The 16621-nt window shown below is 52.6% G+C and carries 14 protein-coding genes; 2 read left to right on the top strand and 12 right to left on the bottom strand.

The features are described 5' to 3' along the window. Positions 1 to 4 precede the first annotated feature (4 nt). Positions 5 to 1648 carry an ATP-binding protein gene (locus MWU64_RS13355; protein ID WP_247064878.1) on the top strand — a complete coding sequence of 548 codons (1644 nt, stop codon included), beginning with the start codon at positions 5 to 7 and terminating at the stop codon, positions 1646 to 1648. A gap of 50 nt (positions 1649 to 1698) precedes the next feature. Next, positions 1699 to 3078: a sigma-54 dependent transcriptional regulator gene (locus MWU64_RS13350; RefSeq protein ID WP_247064877.1), complete on the top strand. Its 1380-nt coding sequence runs from the start codon at positions 1699 to 1701 to the stop codon at positions 3076 to 3078. Between the two features lie 623 nt (positions 3079 to 3701). On the opposite strand, the gene MWU64_RS13345 is transcribed toward MWU64_RS13350, so the two are convergent. From MWU64_RS13345 to ribF, 12 genes are all read right to left on the bottom strand, one after another. After that, on the bottom strand, positions 3702 to 4148 hold the full coding sequence (locus MWU64_RS13345; RefSeq protein WP_348645560.1) for a type IV pilin protein: 447 nt from the start codon (positions 4146 to 4148) through the stop codon (positions 3702 to 3704). After that, complete coding sequence (locus MWU64_RS13340) at positions 4145 to 7153, bottom strand: PilC/PilY family type IV pilus protein (RefSeq protein WP_247064876.1); 3009 nt, start codon at positions 7151 to 7153, stop codon at positions 4145 to 4147. The genes MWU64_RS13345 and MWU64_RS13340 overlap by 4 nt, the downstream gene beginning before the upstream one ends. Positions 7154 to 7311: 158 nt before the next feature. After that, complete coding sequence (locus MWU64_RS13335) at positions 7312 to 7689, bottom strand: hypothetical protein (protein WP_247064875.1); 378 nt, start codon at positions 7687 to 7689, stop codon at positions 7312 to 7314. Positions 7690 to 7726: 37 nt separating this feature from the next. Beyond that, entirely contained in the window at positions 7727 to 8257 is a 531-nt protein-coding gene (locus tag MWU64_RS13330; RefSeq protein ID WP_247064874.1) for a PilX N-terminal domain-containing pilus assembly protein, read from the bottom strand. Further along, positions 8248 to 9501 carry a PilW family protein gene (locus MWU64_RS15445; protein WP_281496370.1) on the bottom strand — a complete coding sequence of 418 codons (1254 nt, stop codon included), beginning with the start codon at positions 9499 to 9501 and terminating at the stop codon, positions 8248 to 8250. The genes MWU64_RS13330 and MWU64_RS15445 overlap by 10 nt, the downstream gene beginning before the upstream one ends. Next, positions 9498 to 10004, bottom strand: a complete 507-nt coding sequence (gene pilV / locus MWU64_RS13315) for a type IV pilus modification protein PilV (protein WP_247064873.1) — start codon at positions 10002 to 10004, stop codon at positions 9498 to 9500. The genes MWU64_RS15445 and pilV overlap by 4 nt, the downstream gene beginning before the upstream one ends. Before the next feature lie 47 nt (positions 10005 to 10051). Beyond that, complete coding sequence (locus MWU64_RS13310) at positions 10052 to 10633, bottom strand: GspH/FimT family pseudopilin (protein WP_281496369.1); 582 nt, start codon at positions 10631 to 10633, stop codon at positions 10052 to 10054. Positions 10634 to 10813: 180 nt separating this feature from the next. Then, positions 10814 to 11767: a 4-hydroxy-3-methylbut-2-enyl diphosphate reductase gene (gene ispH / locus MWU64_RS13305; protein ID WP_247064871.1), complete on the bottom strand. Its 954-nt coding sequence runs from the start codon at positions 11765 to 11767 to the stop codon at positions 10814 to 10816. A gap of 11 nt (positions 11768 to 11778) precedes the next feature. Beyond that, complete coding sequence (gene fkpB / locus MWU64_RS13300; RefSeq protein ID WP_247064870.1) at positions 11779 to 12231, bottom strand: FKBP-type peptidyl-prolyl cis-trans isomerase; 453 nt, start codon at positions 12229 to 12231, stop codon at positions 11779 to 11781. A 4-nt stretch (positions 12232 to 12235) separates the two neighbouring features. Beyond that, entirely contained in the window at positions 12236 to 12760 is a 525-nt protein-coding gene (lspA, locus tag MWU64_RS13295) for a signal peptidase II (protein ID WP_247064869.1), read from the bottom strand. Then, positions 12760 to 15579: an isoleucine--tRNA ligase gene (ileS, locus tag MWU64_RS13290; protein ID WP_247064868.1), complete on the bottom strand. Its 2820-nt coding sequence runs from the start codon at positions 15577 to 15579 to the stop codon at positions 12760 to 12762. The genes lspA and ileS overlap by 1 nt, the downstream gene beginning before the upstream one ends. 34 nt (positions 15580 to 15613) lie before the next feature. Next, positions 15614 to 16582, bottom strand: a complete 969-nt coding sequence (gene ribF / locus MWU64_RS13285) for a bifunctional riboflavin kinase/FAD synthetase (protein WP_247064867.1) — start codon at positions 16580 to 16582, stop codon at positions 15614 to 15616. Between the last annotated feature and the right edge of the window lie 39 nt (positions 16583 to 16621).

Here is a 16621-nt window from a genome sequence, read left to right as displayed (position 1 = left end):
CGATATGGCCTCAGACTCTCCGACAAGTACTGCACGCTCGCCTTTCGGGCCTCATGCAACAGACCAGCAAGCGAGATTATTTCGGGTCTACAACCACTACCGCCTAGTGATCAGCACTTTGCTGGTCGGCCTGCTGTTTGTTGAACCTTTCATGGCGGAAGCAAAGTTCCGTTGGCTGGACACCTACCAAATCGGCGCACTGTCCTACTTCGGCGTAAACGGGCTCATTGCCTTGTTACTATTAGCCGGTTTCTATCCCCGCCAACGGCACATCACCCTATCCGTTCTGGCCGACATACTCATCATTCACAGCTTATTACTGGCCAGTTCCGGCATCACCAGCGGCTTGGCCAACCTGGTCATTGTGTCGGTTGCGGCGGGCAACATCCTTGCCCCGAACCGCCTGGGCACCTTTTACGCGGCGCTTGCAACCCTCTGTTCACTGAGCATATCCATCTGGGCCACCCTGACCCTTAATGCGTCGGCCGACGATATTGTTCGAGCAGGTTCCTTGGGCATTTTGTATTTTGCCGCAGCCTTTATCTTGCAAAGTATTTCGAAACGGGTAATTCGAAGCGAAGCATTGGCCACCAGCCGCGCCAAGAGCATTGCGGAGCTTGAGCAGATCAACCAGCAAATCATACAGCGCATGCGCACCGGCATTCTCGTGTTGGATCAATTCGGGCAAATTCGTTTGGCAAATGCCGCTGCCGACGAAATGTTGTTCGAAGAGGCTGCCACGCATCTCTATGGCATGCACCAACCGCTCACTCTACCAGCACCATTAGAAGATGGGCTGAGCGCTTGGCTGAACGATCACCACACGAAAATCGAACCGTTCCAAGCCACCCCAACCTCCCCGCTACTACAGGCCAATTTCACCCAACTCGATCAAGAGCGCGGCGATCACATCCTCGTTTTTATTGAAGACATGAGCAAAGTCACTCAACAGGCTCAGCAGATGAAACTGGCATCACTGGGACGGCTAACCGCGGGGATCGCGCATGAAATCCGAAACCCGTTAGGGGCCATTAGTCATGCGGCTCAACTGATGGAAGAGTCACCCCACATAGACCAAAACGATCAGCAAATGCTCGACATTATTCGCCGGCACTCCAAGCGGGTTAACGGTATTATCGAGAACGTTCTGGATCTGTCGCGACGGCGTATGGCCAACACCGAGCTTGTCGATGTCCAAGCGTGGTTAACGAGCTTTTGCAACGATTTCCAGCAAAGTCAGGCCGGCAGCATTCCCGCGAACATTGAGTTGCTGATTGAAGACGAGGTGCCCGGCGCCCGCTTTGATAAAAGCCAGATTGAACAAGTCATGGTTAACCTGTGCGACAATGGTTTGCGGTACAGCGAACAGAACACCGGTAAAAAAAAGATACAATTGCTGGTTGGCGCAACTCCCGACGGCGAGCGGGCTCGCATTGATATTCGGGATTTTGGAGCCGGCATAGCCCCCGAGTATCGCAACTCGGTCTTCGAACCGTTTTTCACCTTGGATAAGAACGGAACCGGGCTTGGGCTTTACCTTGCGCAAGAACTGTGTGAAGCCAATCAAGCACACCTGTCGCTGGTGGAAGACGAACAGCCGGGGTGCCGCTTTCGCATCACGTTCGCGCATCCCGGGCGGATGATTTAAGCAACAACGACCATCGGGCGTTAGCAATTCAACAGGGAACCGGTAACACCATGAGTAATCACACAGCGCTGATCGTAGACGACGAGCCGGATATTCGTAGTCTTCTGGAAATTACGTTGGTGCGCATGGGTATCACCACGTATACCGCCGCCGATCTGGCTAGCGCACGCGCCATACTGGACGAGCACAAACCCCAACTGTGCCTGACCGACATGAACCTGCCGGACGGTAACGGCATTGAACTCGTGCAATGGATCCAACAACACAGCCCCAGCACCCCCGTGGCCGTTATCACCGCCTATGGCAGCATGGACACCGCCATTGAATCGCTAAAAGCAGGCGCGTTTGATTTCGTGTCCAAACCGGTCGAACTGCCCCGGCTGCGTGAGCTGGTGAACAGCGCCCTGAAACTGTCGGAACCCAAAACCGAAACGACGGCCGAGGCCGACAATCCCGGCCTGTTGCTGGGCAACTCCCCGGAACTCCGCAAACTTCGCAACCAAACCCGCAAGCTCGCCCGCAGCCAGGCACCGGTGTTTATCAGCGGTGAATCCGGCAGCGGTAAAGAACTGGTTGCCCGAATGATTCACCTGCAGGGCCCACGAGCTGAAGCACCGTTCATTGCCGTTAACTGCGGTGCAATTCCCTCAGAGCTGATGGAAAGCGAATTCTTCGGGCATAGAAAAGGCAGCTTCACCGGCGCCGTAGAGAATAAAGACGGTCTGTTCCGCAGTGCTGATGGCGGCACCCTGTTTTTGGACGAAGTGGCCGATTTACCCCTCGCCATGCAGGTAAAACTGCTGCGTGCTATTCAAGAAAAAGCCGTGCGGCCCGTTGGCGATACCAAAGAGATCCCGGTAGACATTCGCGTGCTGAGCGCCACTCACAAGAACCTACCTGAATTGGTGCTGTCCGGAGACTTTCGCCAAGACCTGTTTTACCGCATCAACGTGATCGAACTGGCCGTACCGGCCCTTCGCGAACGACGAGACGACATCCCCTTGCTGGCCGAGCGCATACTTGAACGCATTGCCGGAGAGTACGAGTGCGAGCCAGCCACCCTCACCACAGCAGCGATCAACCGGCTGAAAAGCTACGATTTCCCGGGCAACGTGCGGGAGCTTGAGAACATTCTTGAGAGGGCGTTTACGCTGTGTGATGAGGATCGCATTGATGCGGAGGACCTGCATCTTGGTGGCAGTGTGGCACACGGTAGTGCCGCGCGCGGACCCAGCAATGGCGGCGAAGGAATTTCGGATTTAGTGCCGGAAGGGGAAATTGATCTGGAAGATTATCTTGAGACGATCGAGCGGCAGGCCATTGAAAAGGCACTTGAAGCTACTCGATGGAACAAGACGGCGGCGGCTAAAAGGTTGGGGATCAGTTTTCGAGCGATGCGGTATCGGTTGAAGAAGTTGGGGATGGAGTAGATAATCGTATCTGGCTTTCAGGACGAAAGCTATATGACGCCAAGGAGGCATAATGAATACCTATTACAACAAAGGCTTAACTCTTGTTGAGCTGCTAATTACGCTGGTCATCCTTGCAATCAGCTTTAGCATCGCAGTTCCCGCGCTGGATCGAGAAGTGACTAACGCAAGGCAACGAGAACTAATAACAACTTATAATAGCGCTTTTTCATTTGCCCGGGCGCAAGCGGTTCATACAGGGCGCCTCGTAACTATATGCCCCCTATCTTCAGAAAACAGATGTATAGACGACTGGACAAATCCTGCGGCCATATTTCCAGATAGAAACAAAGACCTGAGGCCAGACGATGATATTATCTGGAAGCTAATTCCGCCCACTCCTAGATATCACATAAGATCCAGAACAGGAGGACGGGGCTACCTAACATTTAACCCAAGCGGCCTCATTCATGGAGCCAGCGGCTCATTAGTCGCATGCCCAACGCAGAACTCCAACCAGCCAATGACCTTCCTCACCATCAATCGTGGCGGTCGGTTCCGCGCAGTGCATGACCATGATAGAGACAATAAAATACGGCTATCTTGGGGGGCACTGATTCAGTGCTAACCCCAAGGAATACCCACTATTTTTTCCAGGTATTCTCGCCAGTACCAATACTACCTCCATTATCTCGGTCCCAGCGCCTAACACCCTGATTATTCAGGTCGAGGAAACCATCCCCGGCCTGTGCATTCACCGGGGTTGCCGTCACCAAAAAGGCCGTGTCTGAAGCACTCGTAATCGTCAAATTATAGTATGCGGTCCCACCGCTATTTGGCACCTGATCATAATAGATGCTAGGAGCACCGGTGTCCCCGCCAGCCCCTGCACCTTTATAGGTATTATTTGCCGTAAAATGCCGCTCCATTGCGGAGGCCAACCCCATCAGCGCTGACTGTGCCTCAGCTCGACGAGAAGACTTCACATGCTCCTGATAGGATGGATAGGCCACTGCGGCAAGAATGCCGACAATGGCTACCACAATCATAAGCTCGATCAAAGTAAAGCCAATTTGCTTACGGTTGATCACTCAATCTCCCTCCAATAGGTCTGGGTCAAAGAGTTAATCTTATCAACCTTAAAGCAATGCGTACCAACACAAATGAACGGGTCTTTAGGGGTCCGCAACAACTTTGGCGTAGGGGGAAGCCCTGGATCTAATATATCCTTACTCCGATCACCCTTGGTAAGCTCCGTATCCGTACCTATTTCATCGTAGTTTCTTACCGGCGTTCCGTCACGCAGATTAACCGAATACAACCGTGAGCGGCCTGTCGAAGGTGCGCATGCCGAAAGTGAGGGGGCAGGCTGATAAGTTGTGACTGTAGCCACCCCATCAACCACCAGGCTTGAAGAAAGCATCTTTTCCCCAACATTTTCGAGCTGTAGCATCCACCCGCTCTTGGTCGACAACGCTTTCTCGGCAACAAGCTTTTCTGTGTCAGTACCCTGGCCGATAGCATTATCCGTAATATCCAGCAAATCCGTTTCTGTTATTGCGGTGTACTTGACGGTGCCCGTACCTGGGTCAACCGGCGCGTCGTAAAGGTTCGGCATGCGGATCATATACACACGATCGTCTATCACCTTGTTCAAGGGATGCGCTTGATACCCCGAACCAATCATCAAATTAAGGTATCGCTTACCCCAATACTGGCTCATAGAAAGATCTGGGGTGTGGTAAAAGCGGCGAGCATTCGCAACTTCACTACCCGCAAAGTCGGCTATGCGCCCGCCATGAGCAAAGTCACTCGCGGCTTTCCCATTATTCAAATCAAAACGCCAAACCTGACCGCCCATATCACCAACATACACTTGGTCTGCAAGGTGATCTCCGTCCATATCCAGAACTTTCGGGCTAGCAGGTATGCTGTACTTCAGCTCATCCAACTCCAGGTCTGCCCCCGAACCTTTAGGTCCGGCCCACCACAATCGACTGCCTGTCTTGGCATCGACAATATAGAGCGCACGCCCCATAGAGTCTTCTGTTCGTGTGCTTACGTCATCCTGATTGGGGTCATACCCTCCAGCAAAGAATAATACGTCTTTAGCCGTGCCACCTATATTTACTTTGCTCTTCACTGGAGTCGACCAGGTTTGCCCTAGTTCTTGGAAATCACCTGAGCCACCCAAAATGCTCCACTTGAACTTAGGCGCATTCCTGTCGGTCGCATCCAATGCGTAGTAATTTCGTCCGCCTCTGCGCATACCTGAATACAAGTAAACATGTTCGCTAGGACCCGATGCGCCGACCCAGCTTACGATCGAGCCATCCATGCCGTAGACTCGCGAACCTTCACTTTTTCTGTTTTCCATCAAAGTTTTTTGATTGCCGAGAAGTTCTTTAGGCATAAACGCAAAATAGGATTGACCTGTCTCGCCATCAACAGCATGGATATAGCCCTGGTTATCCCCAAAAAACACTGTCGTATCCGGGGCGCTCTCAGTGCCTCCATAAACAATTAACTTTGGTTCCGAGTGAAGTGGGTCCGCAAGAAACTTGCGGGCATCTGTAGTTTGGCCATCCCCATCCTCATCATTAACATCCTCACCACGAGTCCAACGGATCAAATTCTCATGATCCGAATCACTCATATTTGGATCACCAAATAGCGATTTAGTTAACGTCCCTTTCTCTGCTGTCGATATAGCAGTTAAAGCAGCCCCAGAGATAGACGTAAACACCTGCCGATTATTCACGACGTCTGGCAACTGAGAGCGTGCTCCTCCAGCAGTGACGGCCTTCCCATCTGCTGCAGTCGCCCACCAGCTTTGCGCTGTATCTTTGAAAAATCCTGTTGCAGAGTCAACGGCTGCATTACCTTTAACGTCTACAATTTCACCATCATCGTTAATCTTGTAGCGTTTCAGGTTTCCTTGCCAGAGAGGACGCGTTTCCGGCTCAAAGACCGAATAATAGAGCGCGTTCAAATGTGAAAGCCGATTAAAAGAGTTAACGGCTACACCAGGCGCTACGAAAGTACTGCTTGTATCAAGAACACTTCTTACAATATCATCAAAGGCGTCCGCTAACTCCTCCGCATCATTTGCTATATAATACTGCCCCCCACCAGATTTTGCCGTGCTTGCCAGCAAACTATGGTCAATCGCAAACCCTACCGTGTATGTTGTAACAACCTGATCACCCGCGAAACCTGACGACATATCTTTATTTTTCATATGTCCCGCAAGTTCATCAAGACAATTTCCACTGCATCTAGATCCAACGACTGTCCCTATCTTATTGTTATATGTCGTATCTGAAGTCGGCGCACCATCACTCAAAAGTATTATATTATTAGACTGACACTCATACTCAATGGGTGATATATAGTTACCGTTTAGGTCAAGAACATCCGACGGTGGATTTCTATCGGCAAACGGCTTACCTCCCTGGTAGTAATACATAGCTTCAAACATTGTTTCCGACAGCGGGGTATTACCGCTTGCCCTTAAAGCATTAACTTTTTGTTTAAAAGTGCCCGCATTTGTTTTAACATCCTCTACGCCATTTAGAACTCGTCCACCATCACTTGGCTGACTCTGGTTAAAGGCCATCAGACCGATATTTACGCCTGATGTGCTATCTGCGAGACTGCCAGCAACTTCCTGCATTATTTCTAAACGCGACTTTTTAACTGTTTTTTTCTCACCGCCCCCCCAGTTAAGATAATTACCAAAAGCATAATCAAATATTTTTATATCACTCCAACTATCGAGCCCTTCTACTGCCCCATCACTTTCACAATGTACGTCTCGATTACCAACTTTATTCTTTTTTACAGGCTTCCATTTTCCTTTATTATTCTTATAAGCCATTCGATGACTTTTGAACTCACCGACACCATTCTTATGACGACTTTTAACATCCTCGCACTTTAGATTGGCAATGGGGAAAGAATCTTCATCGTCGTCATCATATTCGCCATCTTTAGATTTTTTGAAATACATCCTGTCGGATTTGTAATCACCCGAGTAAGTTTTTTCGGAATCATAATCAGTAGCGGGAACTTCAATTTCCACTTCCGTTCTCATACTGCCAGAATTATCCAGTATAAATAGCAAATTCGGCCGAATACTAGTGGATGTCTGAGTATTAAAAAATATCTCTGTATCATCCGCGGACGTAACTGTTGAGCCTAGAGCCAGAATAAATCCGCTTAAAAAAGATGTGCACTTATTTTTATTTGATCTCATTTCTCACCCCCTTTTTGGGCTTGAAAGTACTGAACTCGGTTCACCATTGACGTTGTAGTGTCAAAGAAAACCGTTCCGGCGCTATTCTTATATTTTTTTGCGGCCATAGCCGCTGACAGCGAGCCATCACCAACACCAAAACTTATCTCCTTCGACGGGAGAAGGCTTTTAAAACTGCAGCCTTCACACTCTTGGAAGCGAACTTCTACCACCCCAGAGGTGTCCGAGTGAACAACGGTCACACTCGGCGACTCCACAGCGTCCTCAATCATTGTCATCTTTCCATACTGAAACGCAGAAGGCGCTTCTTGCGCCCAAGACATTGGCATCGCGACGGTACATGCAAGCGCTATAGCTTTTGTTAAATATTTCATAAGCTCACTCCTGAACAAATATTCGACTAGAACACTTTTAGTAAAAGACAGCCTGCACACCACGAAACACGGTATCTGTTGCTCCAGTGCCCGTTACAGTCGCATCTCCGATAATCTCGAACCGATGACGATACGTCTCTATATCTTCGCCCATCGAATAGTTGAGTGGCTGGGCCTCGCCGAGATAACGGACTTCTGACGTTGCAACGCTCCCTGAAGCACCGCCCCCATAGCTCTTTGTTGGCCCCGCTACGAGAATCCCTGCATCCTGCGCATCCAAGGCTCTTTTCCATTCAGCTGAACTGGAGTCCATAGGCTCCAACTTCCGAAACAAGTCCTGGTTCGCCGCTTCGGCTGAGAAAAACGCTTGGCGTGCATTTTGAGCGTTCGCAGACATACGCTCTTGAAGAATCGACGAGTTCATACTGCCAATCCCAATGACCGTAATGACCACCAATATCACCAAACTGATAATCAGTGCTGCACCGTGCTCTCGTGAACTTCCAGCCATGACTAAAGCGGACCTATCGCGAGCGTGCGAACGAACATCGCTATTTATTAATTGCATGGGTCACCATCTCCACCGTTTTCATCTGCTGATTCCCACTCCCACTGCCCCGTGGCCCCCAACTGTTTGAACTCACCACAACGCCGGTTACGAATATCAATCGTGCTTACGAAGGTTTTCCGAAGCCGCCTATCCGCCGCATGCAACTGCTCCCCTGTGCCCGGACTACTTGCTACAAACACTGTTCCAGGCAACTGGTAGGTTTGCGTATCATTCTGTCCAAGTGCGCTGCCCGAAGCACTCACCAGCAAGCCAACCCGAACAACAACAACATCTCGCCAATCATTAGCTCCAACCGCCGATGCATCGACATAATTAATCGTGTTGTTGTTTGCACTGGTTCTAATGCCGTATTGTATTTTCATCGCTTCAACGCCTTCGACGAGTTCTTCACGCTGAAAGCTCGGTGTTGCACTGTTCGGGAAGTTGTTTGTCGCCCGATATAGCGCAGAGATGCTGTTACCCTGACCGTCAACACGACCCGTATCTGCGACAAAGAAAACTGTGCTCTCCAAAGAATATAGAGCGGCATCTTCGTCAGCGGCATAAACAACCGATAGCTGGCCATTCGTATTAGTAGACCCTGCATGCTTTAGCTCAACAGGAGTACCGGTAGGATCCTCACTCAACCTGAATATATCGACATTTTCACAATCCGCGATCATCAACAAAGATCCCGATCTAAATCGCGCGCCCGATCCAAATAGACCATCCGGATCCGTGATATTCACTTTAGTTGAGGTGCTTCCTGGCTCGATTTCGGCACTCAGCTGCCGCGCTCGCTGGACCATTAAAACATCACTACCGGGTAGAGCTTCGTCTTCGATAATCCCCACATCTTCGAAATCAGAACCTGCATCCCAAGTCGTTTGAGTTGCAGCAGTAACCTGCCAACCTCTGAGCCCTACGTCATACATTCTCGTCTCTGGGGTTAAAGATGCCGGAGGATTATTGGCAATAACGCGTATCGGCACCGTGTAAGTATCCGAGCAGCCCTGATAACCTGCCAACCGAATTTCTTTGGACATTATTTCTAAACCGATACGCCCGGATTCCTGTACTCGCGCCAAGGATTCGCCTACCCTCGTCGTTTGGGATGTATCCATGTAAATCGTGAAAATACCAAGGATAAGAGTTGCGCTCAGAGCGAGAGCAATCATCAGCTCAACCAACGACAACCCTGATTGTCGTTTTCTTGAAAAATTTCTTAGCACTGTCACGCTGTTTCTACGGAACGTATTCATAGGGTGAATCCAATAACGGTCTGCTGGTCTTGCGTGGTAACTGAACTATCAGCTTCGCTCCAACGGTCTTCCTTCCAAGTGATTGTTATCGTGAAAGCATTTCCTGCGGTTGTCGCACCACCGCCGCCTGATATTTCGCCTTCCCCTCCGGGCAACATTGCCATGCTTCCATTAACCCCTTCGACTTGCTGCTTCCACTCAAAAACATCCGCAGCAACCCGCTGGCTCTCTGTGCAACCAGATGTACCACAAGTTGCTGCACTCGCTGTTTTCGTTTTCAACCCGTCATAGCTTCCCGCAATAGCTTCCGCAGAGTTCGCTCTCATACGGTCAGCCATATCGTAGGCAAGAATTGTTGCTTGCGTCCGTAAAAATGCGCCTTGGTTGTTTTTGAGACTGCCCACCGTCAAACTGGCCATACCCAGCAAGCCAACAGCCAGTACAAGTACCGTCACCAAGATCTCTATCAAGGTCATTCCGCGCTGTCTGTTCGAGAATGTCACCTTATTCTCCTTCCGTTTCGTCATAGCGCTGTTCTCGAGCCGTTGTTTTAACACTGAAAATCGACTCCTCTATGATCTTCACGATTCCCACTACTATCCCGCGCTGCATCCCGCACCTGACCGGACACCGATACGATAAGCCCACGGGCTTCACTCGCCCCAAATGCATCGCATAATTTGAACGTTATCGGGTTACCACCAGCGGGAGCTCCATCACCTGAAATTGCAACAGATATAGAATTAAACTGCGTACTATTGCCGGTTTTAACACTAAGGTTTATCCCGTTTGGCAAAGGGCCAATGACCTTTAACAAGGGCTCGCCGCTGTCGAATGCTCCATTGCCGTTGGAGTCTCGAACAACAAGCCACCCCACGCTCCAATCGGCATTGTTCGTGCAGCCAGCACCATCGTTTGATGCACAAAGCAGCACGGACTCTCCCACGTTTTTAACTGATTCGCTGCGCGCATACGCAACCAACCCTTTGAGTTCGTTGAAAGCCCCTGTAGTGCGATTTCGGGTAACCATATCGCTCATCGCAGGTATGGCAATCGTTGCAACGATTGCGATCACTGCAACAGTGATTACCAACTCAACCAACGTAAAACCGCCGTCACTCCGGACACGCATAGATCAAACCTCTTATTATCTCAATTTCAGCTTACGAAACTCTGTAAAGAACACCTACCGCTAAACGACAAACGGTGATAAACCGGGCGTGAGCGGTAGCCAGACAATAAAAAAGCGTGACCGTAATCACGCTTTTTTATTGTCTGGGCAGACCGAGGATCTTGTTAGCACTTATTGGCACTATCCCACATTCACCGCATCAATCCGCAACTCCTTAGGCATAGAAAACACAATATTCTCCTCCCGTCCGGCAATCTCCTGAGGGTCTTCCCCACCCAGTTCCTTCAAGCGGTTAATCACATCCGCCACCAGCACTTCAGGCGCGGAGGCCCCCGCGGTCACACCCACCGCAGTCTTACCTTCCAGCCACTGCTTGTCGATTTGCGATGCTTCATCAATCAGGAAAGCCGGGGTGCCCATACGCTCCGCCAGCTCGCGCAGGCGGTTGGAGTTGGAGCTGTTCGGGGAGCCCACTACCAGCATCAGATCGCAGTCGCCGGCCAGTTGTTTCACGGCATCCTGCCGGTTCTGGGTGGCGTAGCAGATGTCGTCTTTGCGCGGGCCTTCGATTTTCGGGAATTTGGCGCGCAGAGCGTCGATCACCCGGGCGGTGTCGTCCATGGAGAGCGTGGTTTGGGTCACGTAGGCCAAACGCTCGGGGTCTTTCACTTCGAGCTTTTCAACATCGCCTTCGTCTTCAACCAGGTAGATGTTCCCGCCGTTGCTGTGGTCGTACTGGCCCATGGTGCCTTCAACTTCCGGGTGGCCGTGGTGGCCAATCAAGATGCATTCACGGCCGTCGCGGCTGTTGCGCATGACTTCCATGTGCACTTTAGTGACCAGCGGGCAGGTGGCATCGAAAACTTTGAGGCCACGGCGAGCTGCTTCGTTTTGAACAGCCTGGGATACGCCGTGGGCGCTGAAGATCACCAAGGTGTCATCAGGCACTTCGTGCAATTCGTCAACAAACACAGCGCCCCGATTGCGCAGGTTATCAACCACAAACTTATTGTGGACGACTTCGTGGCGCACGTAGATGGGCGCACCGAAGACGTCGAGCGCGCGGTTTACGATTTCTATGGCACGGTCTACACCGGCGCAGAAGCCACGGGGGTTTGCTAATCGGATTTGCATATCTTCGCCCTTCAGTGTGTTTGCCCGGCGGGCTCCACATCGATGATCTGTACTTCAAAGCTCAGTGTACGCCCTGCCAGCGGGTGGTTGAAGTCGACTTCCACTTCATCACCTTCCACTCGGCTAATCACACCGGGCAGTTCCTGCTGTCGAGCATCGGCGAAGGAAATAACCACCCCTTTCTCCAGCACCATATCCGCACTGAATTCGTGGCGTTTGAAGGTTTGCAGGTTGCTCGGGTTGTGCTGGCCGAAGGCTTTTTCGGGTGGCACTTCGAACGTTTTGCGGTCCCCGGCCTTCAGGCCCAGCAGATAAGCTTCGAAATTCTCCGGCAGGTTTTCGTCGCCGATTTCCAATTTGGCCGGTTCTTTATCAAAGGTGGAATCCACAATTTCGCCATCTTCAAACTTAAGGGCGAAATGCAGGGTTACCCGGGTACCTTTGTCGATTGGCAGGTCGTTCATAGGATCAGTTACTCCTGTCGGCATCCCTGCTGTCTCCAGCGGGTTTGCGGAATGCATCAATTACCATCATAGCTGCGCCAATGGTGATGGCGGTGTCAGCCAGATTGAAAGCGGGGAAATGCCAGTCCTGCCAGTAAAAGTGCAGAAAATCGACCACGTAACCGTGAACGACACGGTCGTACACGTTGCCGATGGCGCCGCCCAAAATCAGCACGATGGCGATGGCAGTCCAAGTTTCGTTGGCTTTAAGTTTTTTCAGCCAACCCGTCAAAACCACACTGACCACCAAGGCCAAGGTGACGAAAAACCAACGCTGCCAACCAGCGGCCTCGGCCAGAAAACTGAACGCCGCGCCCGTGTTGTGCAGCAGCGTTAAGTTAAAGCTGGGGATCACAGGAACCGGGTTGCCGTAGGTCAGCATGGCGGTGGCCAGGTACTTGGTACCCAAATCCACCGCGATCACCAACACGGCCAGCCATAACCACTTCAGCTTGCTGCCTTCTCGCTCATCAACCATTGCAGCGTCCATCAAGCGTAGGCGCGGGTTTCGCCCGGGCCTTCCACGTTACTGACACAGCGGCCACAAAGGTCTGCATATTTGTCGTTCTGGCCAACGTCTTCACGGTGGTGCCAGCAGCGCTCGCACTTGTCGTGAGTAGCCGGAGTCACTTTCACCAGCAAGCCTTCGTGGCTGGTTTGCTCAGCGCCTTCCGCTTCGCTGACCGGTTTTACAGTGGCTTCGGAGGTGATCAGCACAAAGCGCAGCTCTTCACCCAGGAAGTTCAGGCGTTCGGCCAAGCTGCCTTCGCAATACAAGGTCACTTCGGCACTCAAAGAACCTTTGATGTCACCGCGGGCACGAACGTCTTCCAGGCATTTGTTGACCGCTTCTTTCACGCTGTAGATTTCACGCCAGTAGTCGCGGCCCAGCTCTGCGTCTTCCGGCAGCGCCGTCAAACCTTCATACCAGGTTTCGTAGAACACGGTTTCGCCACGCTTACCGGGCAAGTGCTGCCAGATCTCGTCAGCGGTAAAGCTGAGGATTGGTGCAATCCAGCGCACCAGCGCTTCCGCCACGTGGTAAAGCGCAGTCTGGCACGAACGGCGCGCCAGGCTATCGGCCTGAGTGGTGTACTGGCGATCTTTGATGATATCCAGATAGAAACCGCCCAATGTTGCTTCACAGAAGCTGTACACCTTCTGGTAGATACGCAGGAAGGCGTAGTTTTCGTAGTCTTCTTGCAGCTCGTTTTGCAGCTGCAGGGCGCGATCCACCATCCAGCGGTCAAGGGCGATCATGTCTTCCGGCGCCACCATGTGCTGCGCCGGCTCGAAACCGTTCAGGTTGCTGAGCAGGAAACGGGCGGTGTTCCGGATACGGCGGTAACCGTCTGCAGTCTGGCGCAGAATGTCTTTGGAAACGGACATTTCACCGCTGTAATCGGTGGCCGATACCCACAATCGCAGGATGTCAGCCCCCAATTCGTTCATCACTTCTTGCGGCGCGATCACGTTGCCCATCGATTTAGACATCTTGTAGCCTTTGGCGTCCACGGTGAAGCCGTGGGTCAGCACCTGCTTGTAGGGCGCTACGCCGTTCATCGCGATGGACGTTTTCAGGGAAGACTGGAACCAGCCTCGGTGCTGGTCCGAGCCTTCCAGATAAAGATCCGCCGGGAACTGCCCCAGTTCTTCCCGTGCGCGCAGCACGGATTCGTGGGTCACACCGGAATCAAACCAGACGTCCAAAGTATCGAGCACCTTATCGTACTGGCCTGCATCGTCACCCAGCAATTCGTTTTGGTCGATGTCGTACCACGCGTCGATACCACCGGCTTCAACCGCTTGCGCGACTTTTTCGATCAGTTCCTGGGTGTTCGGGTGCAGGTCCTGCGTTTCCTTGTGAATGAACAAGGTGATCGGCACGCCCCAAGTGCGCTGACGGGAGATACACCAGTCCGGGCTCTGCTGGAACATGGCTTCAATACGGTTCTGGCCCCAGCCCGGCACCCAACGGATACCTTTGATGGCTTCCAACGCATCGTCGCGCAGGTTGAGCTTGTCCATGCTGATGAACCATTGCGGCGTTGCACGGTAGATCAGCGGGGTTTTGGTACGCCAGCAGTGCGGGTAGCTGTGGCGGAACTTCTCGGCACGCACCAATGTGCCTTCACGCTCCAGTGCAGAGCTGACCGGCTCATCGGCTTTGTACACGTGAATACCGGCAAACTCGCCTGCGGCATCGGTATAGGTACCGTCGGCTTTGACCAGATTGATGGTTTCGATGCCGTAGGCTTTGCCCACTTCAAAGTCTTCCATGCCGTGGTCGGGCGCGGTATGTACGGCACCGGTACCAGCATCCAGAGAAACGTGATCGCCAAGGATCGCAGGTACCTGCTTGTCGTAAATCGGATGCTGCAGCAACTGATGCTCAAGCGCGGAACCGGTGACATTGGCCAGCACGCGGAAATCTTCCACCCCCCAACGCGCCATGATGCCTGCAACCATATCGGTAGCCAAAATCATCCGCTCCGGGCCGTTGCCGGTATCTACCTGAACCAAGGCGTACTCCAGATCAGCACCCAGAGAAACCGCCTGGTTGGCCGGAATGGTCCACGGAGTGGTGGTCCAGATAACCACCGAAACGTCACCTTCACCTTCGTCGGTCCCAAACAGCTTGAGCACAGCCGCCTGATCAACCGCGGTAAAGCGCACGTCAATCTGGGTAGAGGTTTTGTCCTGATACTCAACCTCGGCTTCCGCCAGTGCGGACTGACCAACCACACTCCAGTAAACCGGTTTGAAGCCACGAACCAGATGACCTTTGGCCACGATCTTGCCAAGCGCTCGTACGATGCCCGCTTCTACTTTCGGGTCCATGGTCAGGTAGGGTTTATCCCACTCACCCATCACACCCAAACGGATGAAGTCGGCTTTCTGGCCGTCGATCTGCTTCGCCGCGTAGTCGCGACAGGCCTGACGGAAGGTTTTGTAATCCACCTTCACGCCGGCTTTGCCGATTTCCTGCTCGACCTTGTGCTCAATGGGCAGACCGTGGCAGTCCCAGCCCGGCACGTAGGGCGCATCGTATCCCATGAAGCTACGGGATTTCACGATCATGTCTTTCAGAATTTTGTTGACCGCATGCCCGATATGAATGCTGCCGTTCGCATAAGGAGGGCCATCGTGCAGGATGAACTTTTCCCGGCCTTCGCGCTGCTTGCGCAGGTTGCCGTAGACATCGAGATCCTGCCAGCGCTTGAGCATATCCGGCTCACGCTTGGCCAGGTTACCGCGCATCGGAAAGGCGGTTTCCGGCAGATTCAGGGTATGCTTGTAGTCGCTCATGTTTGTGTGCGCACTCTCTGGTTGGTCAGTTAAATCAGTTATTGGGCCGGGCGGGGTTGTCCGCCAGCCAGGCCCGGGCATGCTCGAAATCCCGGGCGATCTGTTGCCGCAACTCATCAACAGAATCGAATTTCACTTCGTCCCGCAGGCCATGGCGGAACACCACATTCAAATGCTGGCCGTAGAGTGTGCCAGCAAAGTCGAACAGGTGCACTTCCAGCGCCGGCCGTTTGCCGTCCACCGTGGGTCGAAGGCCAATATTTGCAATGCCATCTTGCCATTCGCCCGTCTCAAGGTGGGCGCGAACCACATAAACGCCACGCAATGCGGGCATGCGACTCAACAAGATGTTAGCCGTAGGCGCGCCCAGCTGGCGACCGAGCTGCCGGCCATACACCACCCGGCCGTGAATCCGGTAAGGGTGCCCCAAAAGCCGCTCCGCGTCCTCAAGCCCGTTCACATTCAAAACCTTGCGAACCCGGGTGCTGCTGACACGCTCACCGTCCACGGTGACCGTGCGGGTATTCTCAACGGTGAAGTCGTGCTCCCGCCCCACTTGTTCCAGCAGACGGAAGTCGCCTGCCCGATCACAGCCGAAACGGAAATCATCCCCCACCACCAAATGGCGAACCGCCAAACCGTGAATCAGCACGTTTTCGATGAATTCCATAGCCGAGAAGCTGCGGAAGGTGTCATCGAAACGGATGCACAGCACAATGTCGATGCCTTCCGCCAACAGCGCTTCGAATTTCTGCCGGAATGGCATCAGCCGGGGCGGCGCGTCACTGCCTTGGAAAAACTCCCGAGGCTGAGGCTCGAAAAACATCACCACCGACGGAACACCCAACTCCAGCGCTTTTTGCCGCACCTGCTCGATAATTGTTTTGTGGCCCAGATGAACGCCATCAAAGTTACCGATGGTTGCAACGCAGCCACTCGCGAGCGGCGAGTCCGCTGATGCGGACAAACGCTTAAGATTGGTGAGGCCTCGGATCAGACGCATCTACTGCGAACCTTTACTTGCCAGCTGGCTTTGGGTGCA

This window comes from Marinobacter sp. S0848L, assembly GCF_023016065.1.
Taxonomy (GTDB): domain Bacteria; phylum Pseudomonadota; class Gammaproteobacteria; order Pseudomonadales; family Oleiphilaceae; genus Marinobacter.
This window is presented reverse-complemented; position numbering and strand designations above follow the sequence as displayed.